Origin of the sequence: Paenibacillus sp. GCM10027629 (genome assembly GCF_042676425.1) — a bacterium.
Lineage (GTDB): Bacteria > Bacillota > Bacilli > Paenibacillales > Paenibacillaceae > Paenibacillus_K > Paenibacillus_K terrigena.
Map to the genome: position 1 here is coordinate 1,688,482 of NZ_JBHTGZ010000009.1, position 13,172 is coordinate 1,701,653.

The following is a 13,172-nucleotide window of genomic DNA, read 5'->3' on the forward strand; positions in this document are numbered from 1 at the left end:
TTTATTTATCTATATTGTATCGGTATAATCGAATTAATCAATTATTATCTTATAAAAAGGAGTTCTACCATTGAATTACAACGAACATACACCGAACGAATCACATTATGCGGTTATCTTTACAAGTCAGCGCACGCCTGGGGATAACGGCTATCATGACATGGCTAAACAAATGGACCGTCTTGCTTCCGTGCAGCCAGGTTTTCTCGGCGCAGATAGTGTAAGAGACGCTTCAGGCGCAGGGATTACAATCTCATATTGGGACAGCCTTGAAGCCATTCGCAATTGGAAGCGAGAAGAATCTCATCTCGTCGCCCAGCAGCGTGGTAAGAAAGAATGGTATGAGCACTATGAGGTGAAAATTTGTAAAGTGGAACGAGCGTATTCTTCCAGAGGGAGATCGAACTAAAAAAGAGACGCCTGGAACCAGGCATCTCTCACGTATACTGCTATGATCTTTTCTCGACAGGAATCCATATTTCGCTTCGATAATTCGGCGATGTGATATCTTTATGCTCGTTCCATAACATCTCTGGCCCGATGGCTAATTCATAGCTTGAAGATGGGAACCATTCCGAATAGATACGACCCCATACGTTCTGAAGCGTCTCCGGGAATGGGCCCACTGCTTCGAAGACAGCCCATGTCGAAGATGCGACTTCAAGCTGTGACAGATGGGCTGGACAAGGATGTGTTGTTGCCACGCCGATATAATGATCGAGCTCTCCCTTCTCCTCCATTCGCTCTTCAGAGAAATTCGTGGATGCGCTAAGCAAGCCATGTGGCGTGATATTCGACAGCTCCTTCAACGCTTGAATTGCCGCTTCGTCTAAGGTATTCCACATCGCAGCAATGTCCGGGTTCACGCCATGGAAGATGATCGGAACTCTTTTCTGGATCCCAACAATACGAAATGCTTCTTTCTCCTCAATCCGATAGTTCATTTCACTGCCTCCTTGAATCGTTAATTGAAAGGTCATTGGGGGATACGATTTGAGCAATTGACCTCGATTTCTAGCCTCAGATGGTGTAATGCCATGTAAACTTTGAAACGCTCTTGTAAAAGAATCCGGCGATTCATATCCGAATTTCAACGCAATATCGATAATTCGGTTGTGTGGATTGTTCAGCTCAAATGCAGCAAGCGTAAGTCGTCTGCGGCGAATATATTCCGATAGCGACACCCCAGCCAGAAACGAGAACATACGTTTAAAATGGTACTCCGAGCACATGGCGATCCTCGCGACTTCCTGAAAATCGATCTCCTGCGTCAGGTGTTCTTCAACATACCGTAATGCGTTATTCATATTCTCCAACAAATTCATGATCAGCTCCCTTCTACATTTCTAGCATAGCAGAAGTCATCTGCGCAGGTCCGACATTACGTGCACCATTTTGAAGGGTCTAACATCACAAAAAAGCTGGTTCCAGTAAAGACCTGGACCAGCTTAATCAGCTATTATGACGATTGGTTACTTTCGTGTATAATCGTAGCACTCTCCTGATGTAACCAACTCTCTACCTGAGGAATTATTTCCGCATAGTGTATAATCGCATTGATCGTCGCTGTAACTTGCAATGTCCCCATCTGCTGTTCTTCCTCATCCGAGCACTCCAACCACAAAGACCGCTTCAAACTATATTCCAGCCAGCCTAATTTGCTGATAAAACCATGTTCTAACACCTTCCGCCAATCCGCTTGAATGGCTCCAACCTTCTTCTTATAACTACGGATAACTATTAAAAATCTGTCTTTATCAATGCAACCGAGCTCATCCTCTGACCAATATAGCGCCGTTTCAATCAAGTCTTGCATAGGGTTGATTTCCCCCGCCGACTCCCAATCAATCAGGATAGGCTTGTCATGATCCCACAATACATTTTTAGGATCTAAATCCCTATGGCTAATTATTCGATCTGATGCAAGGAATTGTGCTGATTGATTGGCCCCAGCATTCCATACGTACAACGAGTCCTTGATTTGAAGCAGTTGGTTCGCCCACACCGAGTTATTTTCATGTCCTTGATGAGCATAATCATCCCAAGGTATTAACGTTGCATGAAACCCCTCCTGCGTTAGACATAACGCTGAGAAATCCGTAAGATGGATATCTGCCAGGATAGAACCTATTTTTTCGCAATGGAGACCCGTAATTTCACTAGGTTTTAGGCTCTTACCTTCCATCCAATGAAACACGAGAAAGAATTGATTATCGATTTCGTGTATAGCTGATCCATTCGATTGAATCGCTGGAAGTGCTGGTATATGGCTCGCTGCCATCGTAGCTATTCGTTCTGAGCGATTAAAATTATGCATTGCAGCAGGTCTTCGCATGATTTGGGGATTTAAGGCTTTTATTGCGTATTTTCCTTGTGTGGTCGATATCGAATACATGCGATGTAGGAACCCGCCCGATATCGCTTCAGGAGCTTGTATCAGCGCGCCAAGATGCAGCTTGTCGCATAATTTTTGAATTTCCAAATGGTATAGATTGTCACTCATAATTAGATCCCCCTTGCAGAGACTTAGGATTTATGGTTGACTCACTTGTGTCACCGCCCGAACTTGAACATCAGAGCGTCTGAATTGAATTTGCAATTGCGCATCCGCTGAACTTGGTGCCCATACATTCTCGTAGTACGTGACTCCGTTAAGATCCTGGAATTCCACGGTAAATTCGAGCTTATCATTCTCCATCCCTTGCGTAGTAATCACCTTCACGCCCAGCGATTGAATACGTTCAATGACTTCTCGATCCGCCTTATCATCCGTAATAAGGACGTCCAGATCCTCAATCTTACCCGCTTTCGCAAACCCATCATTTCCTAAGACTTGATGTGTCGCGATACCAATGCGTCTTCGAGATAACGACGATACTGTTCGAGCGAAGGCAGCGACTTCTGGCGTAGCCACGAAAATCCCTTCATCGGATATGCCTCCACCTGTTACGAAACTCATATCAAACTTGAACTGCCGTATAAATTCAGTAGCGAGCACATCTGTAATATTGCCTGATGCCTTGACCAAGCCGCCAACAAAATACGTATCAATCCATTCCCGTTCACGCAATTCGTCAGCTACACGCATACAATTCGTCACGATCGTGAGCGGCATGTGATCAGGCAAATGTTGTAACAGCACATAAGCAATGGACCCGCTCCCGATAAATATCGTATCTTTATCTCGTATATACGACACCGCTAATTTCGCAATCGCATTCGCTTCAGGTGAACCTTCTCCATAGCGTTGTTCCGGCGGCTGGGGCGATTGCCGAACCTTCATCGCAGGTATCGCTCCGCCATGCGTTTTCTGCAGCAGTCCTTGCTCTTCCATCATCGACAGATCGCGACGAATCGAATCAATCGATACTTGGAAGGTCTCGGCCAATTCCTTCGCCAAAACCCGCTTCTGCTGGTGCAATAAAGCAAGAATTTTCTCACGACGCTCCTCTGCGAACATGCCTGTTCCTTCAATTGTCATGCAGTATTCCTCCTGTATTTTCATATTTTTCCCTAATTAATCTCAATTATATTCTGTTTTGTTCATTTTATCAACCAAATATTTCCTTTTCCGCAATAACAGTTTCATTTTTGTTCAGTTATAATCACTAATGCTCATGATATAACAAAAAAGGCAAAGGGAATCTCTCCCTCTGCCTCTTCGTATCATGCTCTATATTCTATTCAGACTTCGCAGCGTCCTCCATGAACCACAATGGGTCCATACAGTCTTCATCGCCGTTATAGTTGATCAGAATCTCATCCCCTGCCTTAATGTCCCTATACGCATAGAAATCAACGGTAAGTTGATCAAAATTGAGATCATACGAGGCATTGGGCTCATAAGAATGATTAAATAAACTTCCGTAGCCTAACAGAACTGCCGAATGGTTCACACCAAATTCGAATACATAGTCTGCGAGAGCGGTCTGCTCGATGTGCTTATGCTCTTCTTCCGGATATGGAAGAACAGGTGCTTCATGAAAAATAACACCTTTGGGTATATCACAAGTTGCGAATACACCTCGATTGAATTCGCCTTTGCTTAACTTAGATTGCTTAATCTCGATCATGCTCGTCACCTGCGCGTCCTTAGTCTGTATCAATATGATAGGGTTAGAAAGGATCATTTTAACCCACCTTGAAAAAAAGCGCAAACCTGAAGTCCTTCATTCTCACGCAAAAAAGCAAGCGGCATCCCATGAAACGTGGATGACTCCTGCTTTTGGTGGAAAAACTTATGCTTTGAACCCCTGATCTTCATTATTCGAATTTACACATGTGCCTTTGCATCAGAAGCATCGTGTTCCGTAGAACGATAAGCAAGCAGGACAACTTCAGATCCTGTCTTATCCCGAATCTTCGACTCGAGGGATTGCAGCTGTGTAATCGTCGATTCATCCAGGTCCGCCGGGATTAGGTGTGTGGAATGGGTGTTCATCCCTATGCCTCCTTCATTTCATCATCACTGTACTTCCTGCCTAGTGTACCCATTCCTGTTCCATTCAACCCTAAGCGTGCATGCTGATAAAGTCCTAAGAGGTACCATGCAAAGTTAGGACTGTCACCATCCTGACGGAACTTCTACAATAACTGTAAAGAATGAGTTGAATTCAATGAAAAGGAGTGAACTATTGTGCAACTGAATCCTATGATTTACACCTCGGTTCAGTCCGATCCCAGCTTTCGAATGTATCATTGGCCGCATCTCGTCTGGATCATCCTGCTGTTAGCCCTCATGCTTATCCTATGGCTCTCCAGAAGGGTCATTCAGCAGAACCAACCTATCCGTGTCTTGATTCGCTGGGGCATAATTGGCGCTATGATATTTCCAGAACTCATCTTATATAGCATCTACACGATACGTGGAGCATGGGACCTGCAGGTTCATTTACCGCTTGAATTATGTAGTATTTCGTTATATCTTTCGTGCCTCATGCTCATGACTCGCAGTTATTTTCTGTATCAGATCATGGTGTTTGCAGGGATCGGTGGAGCTATGCAAGCGATCTTGACGCCCAATTTGCTCGTACCTTATCCGCATTTCATCTACTTTCACTTCTTTATCTGTCATCTTGCCATTGTACTAGCTTCATTATATATGACTTGGGTCGAGGATTATCGGCCGCGACTTCGTTCGATTGGCATCACGATGCTCTTCTTGAATATCCTTGTCATTGTCGTTGGAACGGTGAACTGGATCTTGGATGCCAACTATATGTTCCTTGCCTACAAGCCCAATACACCATCCATCTTGGATTTTCTGGGACCCTATCCCTATTATTTAATTGCTGAAGAATTCGTCGCTTTACTCATCTTCTGCCTGATCTATCTGTTAATCCGCCGAAAAAGCAGGCTTAACCGTGATGTTCAATGGCGCAAGCAATTCTGATTCATGTCGGGATCTGCGAAACTTAATTGGTGTACGAAACGTATAAAGAATAATTATCCTCGTGGAAAGGAGCACAAGTACTTATGCGTATCTTTCGAGAGGCCATGCGATGGGTTTTCTCTATCGCGGTGTCCTTCATCTTAGCTCTATTCGTTTGCACGTATATTATCCAACCGACCAAAGTGAGTGGACATTCCATGGAGCCGACCCTGCACGACACCGAGCGGTTATTCATTCTCAAATGGACACATACCTTCTCGATGACCCCGAATTATGGAGATATTGTTGTTATTGATAGCAGGATCGACCGAAATCGTACTTTCTCAGACGAGTTTCTGGACAACCCTTTCTTCAATTTCCTAACCCATAATGATGAACACGAGATATTCTTCATCAAGCGTGTGATTGGCAAGCCAGGCGATACGTTGGAGATTCGAGATCATCATGTGTATCGTAATGGCCAATTGCTGAAGGAACCTTATATTAAGGAGACGATGTTAGACCTATCGGAACAAACCTTCGTTGTTCCTAAGGATCACATCTTTGTTATGGGTGACAATCGCAATCATAGTAAAGATAGCCGGGATATTGGCTTCATTCCACTCTCCCATGTCCTTGGCAAGAAACTATAGTCTCACATGAAAAAGAGAGCTCTTCAAAGAGCTCTCTTTTTGCGATACATTACGTAACTAACACTATTTTATTTTGAATTTTATATGAATTTACACTTGACACGATACAAATTGTATCATAAATTACTAATAGTAGGTTTTTCGTTAATAACGATGAAGGAGTATGCCAATCATGACAATGGGTGAACGTCTCAGACAACTACGATTGCAACGGAAAATTTCGCAAGAAGAAGTCGCACGCACGATCGGAATCACTCGCTCTGCCTACAGTCATTACGAGATTAACAATCGCCAGCCTGTCTATGAGACGCTCATCAAACTATCAACTTTTTACGAGGTGTCTCTTGATTATATCGTCGGTGGAGATGCATTCGGCCCAGCCTCCAAAGATACACATGAGATGATCCGCATGCTGGATACGATGGATCATGTTAAGAGAAAAAACACCATAAACTTGTTGATGGACGTACTAAAAAAGAATAATAATGTTATGTAATAGGCTAATGAGATGTTGCTGGCAGCGTGATGTAGAAGTGACAGCCTTGTCCCAGTTCACTCTGGACCCAAATTGCACCATGATGGGACTCTATGATTTCTTTGGCGATTGATAATCCAATCCCGCTTCCCCCACCCTTCGAATTACGAGAATAATCATTTTTATAGAAACGCTCGAATATTTTGACCGTATCTTCCTTCGACACACCGATCCCGGTATCCATACATTGAATACAGAACTTCTGCTCCTCCTCCAAATAACTGAAATGCATGCGTATCTCGCCACCGATCGGTGTAAATTTCACCGCATTATAGACTAAATTGTTAAATACCTGGAACATCCGCTCCAGATCGATATGGATAACCAATTGACGATTTCGCTCGACATTCTCGAAATGCCTTACACTATAAAAATGCAACCCCCGATTTTCCACTTCAAATGCATAGGTTTGTTCTACTTGATCCATGAACTCTTCAATGGGCATTTCCTTGATATGAATCGGTACTTGTCCAGATTCTAATTTGGATAATTCGAACACATCGTAGATCAAATGATTCAGTCCTGTCATTTTGCGCAGCATGAGCTGCATATATTTCTTCTGCTCATCGGGGTCTACGATTATGTCATCATGAAGCGCTTCAAGATACCCTTGAATTAATGTCATCGGCGTACGTAAATCATGCGATATATTCGTAAGTAACCTTCGCCTTGCATCCTCCATACGCTCTAAATCCAGATTCGACTGTTCTAGGCTAGCATTCATCTGCCGTAATTCCACGGTTCGGCTCTCAATCCGCGTCTCCAGGCTATTATTCAATTCTCGCAACTCACTTGTTACATCTTCTAACTCATTCATCATCTGAGAGACACGCTTCGAGACAATCATACTCTGCATGATAACGAATAGGAGCAATCCGTAATGTGTAATATCACCGGTGTACCAGATTTCATTGTAATAGAGCACATCATTGATTGTAGAAGCTGCGAAGATGAATACTCCCCCGAGCGCAAGAACGGCATTCGGACGACGATGTCTGACCGCACCGATCATGATGATGACAGATACAATCGCAATCAATCCGAGTGATGCTTGGAAGATAATAATATATTTTGAAAATACAATCGGTTCTGTGACCAGAACGAATAAACTCAAGGTTCCTGCCACCGCGAGTAAGATCTTATTCATTCGCGGGTAGGCTTCCTGCGGAAACATTTCACTAACATAGTACATCCCGCATACCGGTCCTAACGCAAGACAAATGTATTCCACTTGAAGTGATGCTTGCCACGGAATCCAAGGGAACCATTGAACGAGGAAACAGTCTCCTAATGTGAGCATCCGAACGACTATAATAAGACAGACGAGACCAAAGTATAGCGCCGCTCGTTCTTGTCTACGCAAGAAATACAACCAGAAATGGTATCCACCCATCATGAGGATGATGCCGAGAATCAGCATGTCACGTGATGAGACAATGTATTGATGATGTACGACTTGTTCACTTGCTCCATATTCAAATTCCTTCCATATCCCACCTCTTCGGTGATGAAAGTTAGAAACTTGAATCACAAGCTCATCTTGATCACGGTCCCCGGACATAAATACAAGTTTGGGCATTTGCTCCGGAATCGATTCGTTTACCGACGTTCCTACTGTGCCAGCCGAAGCCACTTCCTTCCCATTCAACCACATCCGATACGAAGTCAAAATATTTGGAATGCGAATCGCAAGGGTACGATCCATCGGATGATGCAGAATCGTCAACCGATAAGTAGCATAACCTTGTGGAGATACTTCCTTGCCCTGGAACTTCCAAGAACCTGGTACTTGGATAAAATTCTGCTGCTGTTGTGTCTTGAAATCCGTCGGTTCCAGCAGCTTGTTCCACACGAATTCCCACTTCCCCTTCATCATCACGGTACCCTGCTGATCGAAATTCCAGCCTCTTAAATCAAGAACCCCCGACTCTGCAACAGGAAATGGTGTTGTATGCTGCTTAGCACTGCAGCTGGTTAAACCCACTAGAAAGAAAACCAAGAGCAATGCAAATAGTCCTAGATAACGTCTGATCAATCCCGTTTTCCCCTCCTGCATTTTACTTATTGTATTAGAATAAACCTAAATTTCCACAATTTATTTAAATTTTCGACGTATACATTGCCTTCCCATCCCACAATTCGCTATAATGTTTTAGCGGAGGTGTAGTGATTGGGTCCCATGAACATTCTTATCGTCGATGACGAAATCGAAATAACAGAACTCATCTCTTTATATTTACGAAGAGAAGGATATCAGGTTTATGTAGCGCATCACAGTGATGAAGCCCTCAACATAGTGAATACATCCGAGCTGGATTTAATTATATTGGATATTCTACTGAAAGATAAGGACGGCATCGAAATTTGTCAAGAAATTCGTGAACACTCCATGGTACCAATCATCTTTCTGAGTTGTAAGAGCGAGGATCAAGATATTATTCACGGTTTAACCGTTGGCGGGGATGATTATATTACAAAGCCCTTCAGCCCAAGCCAACTCGTCGCTAGGGTCAAGGCACAATTAAGACGCAATCGTTTCCCATATATCAACCGTGAACGTCAGCCGCAGCAAGTGTTATCATTTCCACAATTGGAGATTGACCTTGCAAGTCGATCCGTCAGACAGGAAGGCCGGGCGGTATCGCTCTCAACGAAGGAATTCGATTTATTGGTCTATTTAGCACAGACACCGAACACCGTCGTCAAAATCGATCACCTTTTCCAACATATCTGGGGCTCGGAGAGTTTTGGAGATACTCGAACACTCATGGTACATATCAGCAATTTGCGCAAAAAAATTGAACCAGATCCAGCTAACCCTACTTATGTAATCACCGTTCGCGGTGTAGGCTACAAATTCAATAGTGAAATATCTTAAACAGATGACAACAAAGACTACTTTAACTGAAGGATGGGGCAATAACATGCATTTAGCAAATCAATGGCAAGATTATGAACTACTCGATACGGGGGACGGTGAGAAGCTGGAACGCTGGGGAGATATCATCCTGCGTCGTCCGGATCCTCAGATCATCTGGCCTCTGGAACAAGAAACGAATGAATGGCGTCAAGTTCATGGTCACTATCATCGCAGCTCATCGGGCGGCGGTCAATGGGATTGGAAGAAGCAAATTCCAGAACGCTGGACCGTTCGTTACGGCGATCTTGCCTTTCATATCAAACCAACAAGCTTCAAGCACACCGGTCTATTTCCTGAGCAAGCGGTGAATTGGAGCTGGATGATGGACAAAATCAAGAATGCAGGACGACCAATCAAAGTCTTGAATCTATTCGCCTATACGGGCGGAGCGACTGTTGCATGCGCTTCGGCAGGTGCTGAAGTATGCCACGTCGATGCGGCTAAAGGCATGGTCCAATGGGCCAAAGAAAATATTCAACTCTCTGGACTTGGCGAGCGCCCTGTTCGCTTCATTACAGACGATGTCTTCAAATTCGTGCAGCGTGAAGAACGCCGTGGCAATAAATACGACGCGATTATTATGGACCCTCCTTCCTATGGAAGAGGACCTAACGGAGAAATGTGGAAGTTAGAGAACAACCTCTATCCATTCCTGCAATCCTGCACACAGATTATGTCGGACAACCCTCTGTTTGTACTCGTGAACTCGTATACGACAGGCTTATCACCTACCGTACTGCATAATCTGCTTAGCATGACAATGAAATCACGCTATGGCGGCACGCTTACATCCGGTGAGATTGGGTTACCAATTTCCCGATCCGGACTCACTTTGCCTTGTGGTATATTGGGTCGTTGGGAGGCTTAATTTTGAAGCCAGTGCATATATTATTTGAAGATAACCATCTGCTCGTCGTGGAGAAGCCCGTTAATATTCCTTCGCAAGAGGATGCAACAGGCGATCCCGACCTGCTAACCCTCCTCAAAGAGGATATCAAAATACGATACAACAAGCCTGGGAACGTCTATCTCGGGCTCGTTCACCGCTTGGATCGTCCTGTCGGTGGCGCTATGGTCTTCGCGAAGACTTCCAAGGCAGCATCACGATTATCAGAGAATGTACGCAATCGTTCACTGCACAAGCAATACCTGGCAGTCGTCCATGGAGCTCCCCCTGCCATGAGCGGCAAGTTGGTTCATCATTTACTCAAAGATGCACGAACCAATATCGTATCCGTCGTTCCGAAGGGTACACGCGATGCTAAGGAAGCGATCTTGGACTATGAAGTACTGAGCTCGAAGGATCAGATGAGTCTGGTACGTATTACGCTTCATACGGGTCGTCCTCATCAAATCCGTGTACAAATGAATACAATCGGTTGTCCATTAATTGGCGATCAAAAATACGGGGCACATCTCAATAAGCCGGGGCAGCAAATTGCACTATGGTCTTATGAACTCGGATTTCCACATCCGGTCACCAAAGAACCATTGCTATTTCATTCCCCGCCTCCAGACATGTTCCCATGGAATCGTTGGAGTGAATTGCATGTCTAATTTGAACAACCCTAATAAGCGCGAGTCCAGACTTGCGCTTTTTTGTATCTTTCTAGGGATGATCTTGCTGCTAGTAAGCTGTCAGATGCCTTCTCAAGAGGCTCAACCTCAGCAAACTACAAGTGCGCAGGTCGAGCCTCTTCCTGTGCCGCCAACACCGGCTGAGACGCAGGAGCCAGAGGATACAGCTGTTCAGCCTGACTCGTCCGAGGAAGACCAACCTGTAGAATCCTATACGAAGGAAGCCAAACTTATCGCCGTCGGTGATATCATGATGCATATGCCGCAGATGCCTGCATATTATAACAAGTCGACGGGGAAATACAATTTCAATCCCTATTTCACCCAAGTCAAACCGATTCTGGAGCAGGGCGATTTCGTCTGGGCGAATCTAGAGACCCCAATCGCTGGTGCCGATTTACGTTACTCAGGTTTCCCGATGTTCAATGCACCGCCAGAGCTGGCCGCAGCGCTCAAATATGCGGGGTTCAACATCGTTACAACAGCGAATAATCATGCCATGGACCGTAAGGAAGTAGGCGTTATTCGTACATTAAAGCGTCTGAAAGAACAAGGATTTGTGACAAAAGGCACCGCTGCATCCGAGGATGAAGCCAAGAAATTAACCATCATGACGAAAAACGATATCAAAATGGGCATTCTTGCTTATACATACGGTACGAACGGGATTACACTCCCCAGAGATAAACCTTATCTCGTCTCTCATCTAAGCCCCCTTCGCATCAAGGAAGATATTCGAGCACTCCGAGAAGCAGGAGCTGACGTCGTCGTAATTGCTCTGCATTTCGGTATTGAATATCAACGGGAGCCGAATAGCACCCAACAACAGCTTGCAAGGTCACTGATTCAAGCTGGTGCAGATATCATTTTGGGATCACATCCGCACGTCATTCAACCGCTAGAACAAGTCAAAGTTACCGAATCCGATGGATCGATTCGTAGGGGATATATCATTTACTCCATGGGCAACTTCATCTCGAACATGAATGACGAATATACGGACTATGGTGTCATCTTTAGCGCCGATATTCAGAAGACGTTCCCTAACGGCAAAGTCGAGATCCGCAATGTTGATACCCAGCTTACCTGGACACAAAAAACCGGCAAAGGAAACGTACGTAAATACGTTGTCCTGCCGGTAGAAAAAACAATCCAAGAACATCAACTCAACTTATCCGTTTCAACGTATCAAGCATTGAAAAAGAAACAGAAGGAACTAGACCAACATATTCATTCTCTTGCAGTTCCAGTGCAAGTCCAAGCTGAGTCTTAAGCGTTATTCGATATTTTGCCTAATAGATAAATAAATAATTGCTGATTATGAGCCGAGATGCGATTCAAGACGTTACTTATGTATTCGTTGCGAAGTTGCGAGCCTCGGCTCTTCTCATGCAAGCCGCGGTCTGTAATCTGAATCCAGACGATACGACGGTCATTGGAATCCCGCACACGCTCAATTAATTCGTTCTTCTCCATCCGGTCGAGCAATGTCGTGATCGCAGCTGGTGTTGTTTCTAAATACGGTAATAGATCGGATGGTTTCATCTGCTCATGCTGCGCAACCACTTCCAGCACTTCGAGTTGAGATTCCGTCAGTGTAGGCGCAAGATGATCCTCCATATGATTTTGATAGTCTTTGGATAATTTAGACCAAAGCTTTACAAAGTCCGACGTATGCATTTGATACCTCTCCCCCTAGAACATATTCTGCGGCAGCTCTAGCTCGTCTTATTCTCCAAATTATACCACAAGGTGTCACTGGAACATAACTGAACTTTTTAACATAAGATGTGATAAAAACCTATATCGAGGTCATTAACGCTGTAATAATGTTTTTCAACGCATCAGGCGAAGGTTAAAGGAGGGCTCACAATATGGACCTGAAGAAACGTACAATCGGCTTAAAAGCCATCGAAGCCGGACTCATTAAGGACCCTGAGTGGTTAGATCGATTGGATGAACCAGCCCCGTTGTGGCTCATCCTAAACATTGCACTGCAGCTGAAAGAAGATTTGGACCCTCCACATAAACCATTTGATTAATATATCGGTAAAGCATAAACAAAAGATGAACATCAAAGACCCCTAAGCAGGATTGGAACTAGAACGTTATGTT

16 protein-coding genes are annotated in these 13,172 nt (G+C 44.4%); 9 read left to right on the forward strand and 7 right to left on the reverse strand.

Translation table 11 applies throughout. From position 1 onward, the window contains the following. Positions 1–70: 70 nt before the first annotated feature. The gene (locus ACFQZR_RS17305) at positions 71–409 is read left to right on the forward strand and encodes an antibiotic biosynthesis monooxygenase family protein (RefSeq protein WP_379348008.1); all 339 of its coding nucleotides are present in this window, start codon (positions 71–73) and stop codon (positions 407–409) included. 40 nt (positions 410–449) lie between these two features. Here the strand turns inward: ACFQZR_RS17305 and ACFQZR_RS17310 are convergent, their stop codons facing one another. The 5 genes from ACFQZR_RS17310 to ACFQZR_RS17330 form a co-directional block, all read right to left on the reverse strand. Then, the gene (locus ACFQZR_RS17310; RefSeq protein WP_379348010.1) at positions 450–1,325 is read right to left on the reverse strand and encodes an AraC family transcriptional regulator; all 876 of its coding nucleotides are present in this window, start codon (positions 1,323–1,325) and stop codon (positions 450–452) included. Positions 1,326–1,459: 134 nt separating this feature from the next. Further along, complete coding sequence (locus tag ACFQZR_RS17315; RefSeq protein WP_379348012.1) at positions 1,460–2,503, reverse strand: aminoglycoside phosphotransferase family protein; 1,044 nt, start codon at positions 2,501–2,503, stop codon at positions 1,460–1,462. Between the two features lie 30 nt (positions 2,504–2,533). Then, positions 2,534–3,481 carry a DeoR/GlpR family DNA-binding transcription regulator gene (locus ACFQZR_RS17320; RefSeq protein WP_379348014.1) on the reverse strand — a complete coding sequence of 316 codons (948 nt, stop codon included), beginning with the start codon at positions 3,479–3,481 and terminating at the stop codon, positions 2,534–2,536. Between the two features lie 199 nt (positions 3,482–3,680). After that, the gene (locus ACFQZR_RS17325; RefSeq protein ID WP_379348896.1) at positions 3,681–4,073 is read right to left on the reverse strand and encodes an SET domain-containing protein; all 393 of its coding nucleotides are present in this window, start codon (positions 4,071–4,073) and stop codon (positions 3,681–3,683) included. Positions 4,074–4,273: 200 nt separating this feature from the next. After that, on the reverse strand, positions 4,274–4,441 hold the full coding sequence (locus ACFQZR_RS17330) for a hypothetical protein (protein WP_379348016.1): 168 nt from the start codon (positions 4,439–4,441) through the stop codon (positions 4,274–4,276). A 195-nt stretch (positions 4,442–4,636) separates the two neighbouring features. Here ACFQZR_RS17330 and ACFQZR_RS17335 point away from each other — a divergent pair, with 195 nt between their 5' ends. The 3 genes from ACFQZR_RS17335 to ACFQZR_RS17345 all read left to right on the forward strand — a co-directional run bounded on the left by ACFQZR_RS17335 (position 4,637) and on the right by ACFQZR_RS17345 (position 6,520). Continuing rightward, a complete protein-coding gene (locus tag ACFQZR_RS17335) occupies positions 4,637–5,392 on the forward strand; it encodes a YwaF family protein (RefSeq protein WP_379348018.1) in 756 nt (251 codons plus the stop codon). Positions 5,393–5,475: 83 nt separating this feature from the next. Beyond that, the gene (gene lepB, locus ACFQZR_RS17340) at positions 5,476–6,024 is read left to right on the forward strand and encodes a signal peptidase I (protein ID WP_379348020.1); all 549 of its coding nucleotides are present in this window, start codon (positions 5,476–5,478) and stop codon (positions 6,022–6,024) included. Between the two features lie 172 nt (positions 6,025–6,196). Further along, positions 6,197–6,520 (forward strand): helix-turn-helix domain-containing protein, encoded by a 324-nt coding sequence (locus ACFQZR_RS17345; protein ID WP_379348022.1) that lies wholly within the window; start codon positions 6,197–6,199, stop codon positions 6,518–6,520. Positions 6,521–6,524: 4 nt separating this feature from the next. Here the strand turns inward: ACFQZR_RS17345 and ACFQZR_RS17350 are convergent, their stop codons facing one another. Beyond that, positions 6,525–8,594 (reverse strand): sensor histidine kinase, encoded by a 2,070-nt coding sequence (locus ACFQZR_RS17350; RefSeq protein WP_379348024.1) that lies wholly within the window; start codon positions 8,592–8,594, stop codon positions 6,525–6,527. A 135-nt stretch (positions 8,595–8,729) separates the two neighbouring features. Between ACFQZR_RS17350 and ACFQZR_RS17355 the strand changes: the two genes are divergently transcribed. The 4 genes from ACFQZR_RS17355 to ACFQZR_RS17370 are packed head-to-tail and all read left to right on the forward strand — an operon-like array spanning position 8,730 to position 12,330. Then, positions 8,730–9,437 (forward strand): response regulator, encoded by a 708-nt coding sequence (locus ACFQZR_RS17355; RefSeq protein WP_379348026.1) that lies wholly within the window; start codon positions 8,730–8,732, stop codon positions 9,435–9,437. A gap of 46 nt (positions 9,438–9,483) precedes the next feature. Continuing rightward, positions 9,484–10,347: a class I SAM-dependent methyltransferase gene (locus tag ACFQZR_RS17360; RefSeq protein ID WP_018755416.1), complete on the forward strand. Its 864-nt coding sequence runs from the start codon at positions 9,484–9,486 to the stop codon at positions 10,345–10,347. A gap of 2 nt (positions 10,348–10,349) precedes the next feature. Beyond that, the gene (locus tag ACFQZR_RS17365; protein ID WP_379348029.1) at positions 10,350–11,036 is read left to right on the forward strand and encodes an RluA family pseudouridine synthase; all 687 of its coding nucleotides are present in this window, start codon (positions 10,350–10,352) and stop codon (positions 11,034–11,036) included. Then, positions 11,029–12,330 carry a CapA family protein gene (locus tag ACFQZR_RS17370; RefSeq protein WP_379348031.1) on the forward strand — a complete coding sequence of 434 codons (1,302 nt, stop codon included), beginning with the start codon at positions 11,029–11,031 and terminating at the stop codon, positions 12,328–12,330. Before ACFQZR_RS17365 ends, ACFQZR_RS17370 begins: the two co-directional genes overlap by 8 nt. On the opposite strand, the gene ACFQZR_RS17375 is transcribed toward ACFQZR_RS17370, so the two are convergent. After that, the gene (locus ACFQZR_RS17375) at positions 12,327–12,737 is read right to left on the reverse strand and encodes a MarR family winged helix-turn-helix transcriptional regulator (protein WP_018755413.1); all 411 of its coding nucleotides are present in this window, start codon (positions 12,735–12,737) and stop codon (positions 12,327–12,329) included. The two genes, ACFQZR_RS17370 and ACFQZR_RS17375, sit on opposite strands and share 4 nt — an antisense overlap. Before the next feature lie 194 nt (positions 12,738–12,931). Here ACFQZR_RS17375 and ACFQZR_RS17380 point away from each other — a divergent pair, with 194 nt between their 5' ends. Further along, on the forward strand, positions 12,932–13,099 hold the full coding sequence (locus ACFQZR_RS17380; protein ID WP_018755412.1) for a hypothetical protein: 168 nt from the start codon (positions 12,932–12,934) through the stop codon (positions 13,097–13,099). Positions 13,100–13,172: the final 73 nt, after the last annotated feature.

Bases quoted from the DNA above. Each gene is read 5' to 3' on its own strand.
- ACFQZR_RS17310 (WP_379348010.1), bottom strand. From the start codon at position 1,325: ATGAATTTGTTGGAGAATATGAATAACGCATTACGGTATGTTGAAGAA.
- ACFQZR_RS17320 (WP_379348014.1), bottom strand. From the start codon at position 3,481: ATGACAATTGAAGGAACAGGCATGTTCGCAGAGGAGCGTCGTGAGAAA.
- ACFQZR_RS17380 (WP_018755412.1), top strand. From the start codon at position 12,932: ATGGACCTGAAGAAACGTACAATCGGCTTAAAAGCCATCGAAGCCGGA.
- ACFQZR_RS17370 (WP_379348031.1), top strand. From the start codon at position 11,029: ATGTCTAATTTGAACAACCCTAATAAGCGCGAGTCCAGACTTGCGCTT.
- lepB (WP_379348020.1), top strand. From the start codon at position 5,476: ATGCGTATCTTTCGAGAGGCCATGCGATGGGTTTTCTCTATCGCGGTG.
- ACFQZR_RS17330 (WP_379348016.1), bottom strand. From the start codon at position 4,441: ATGAACACCCATTCCACACACCTAATCCCGGCGGACCTGGATGAATCG.
- ACFQZR_RS17315 (WP_379348012.1), bottom strand. From the start codon at position 2,503: ATGAGTGACAATCTATACCATTTGGAAATTCAAAAATTATGCGACAAG.
- ACFQZR_RS17375 (WP_018755413.1), bottom strand. From the start codon at position 12,737: ATGCATACGTCGGACTTTGTAAAGCTTTGGTCTAAATTATCCAAAGAC.
- ACFQZR_RS17360 (WP_018755416.1), top strand. From the start codon at position 9,484: ATGCATTTAGCAAATCAATGGCAAGATTATGAACTACTCGATACGGGG.
- ACFQZR_RS17345 (WP_379348022.1), top strand. From the start codon at position 6,197: ATGACAATGGGTGAACGTCTCAGACAACTACGATTGCAACGGAAAATT.
- ACFQZR_RS17325 (WP_379348896.1), bottom strand. From the start codon at position 4,073: ATGATCGAGATTAAGCAATCTAAGTTAAGCAAAGGCGAATTCAATCGA.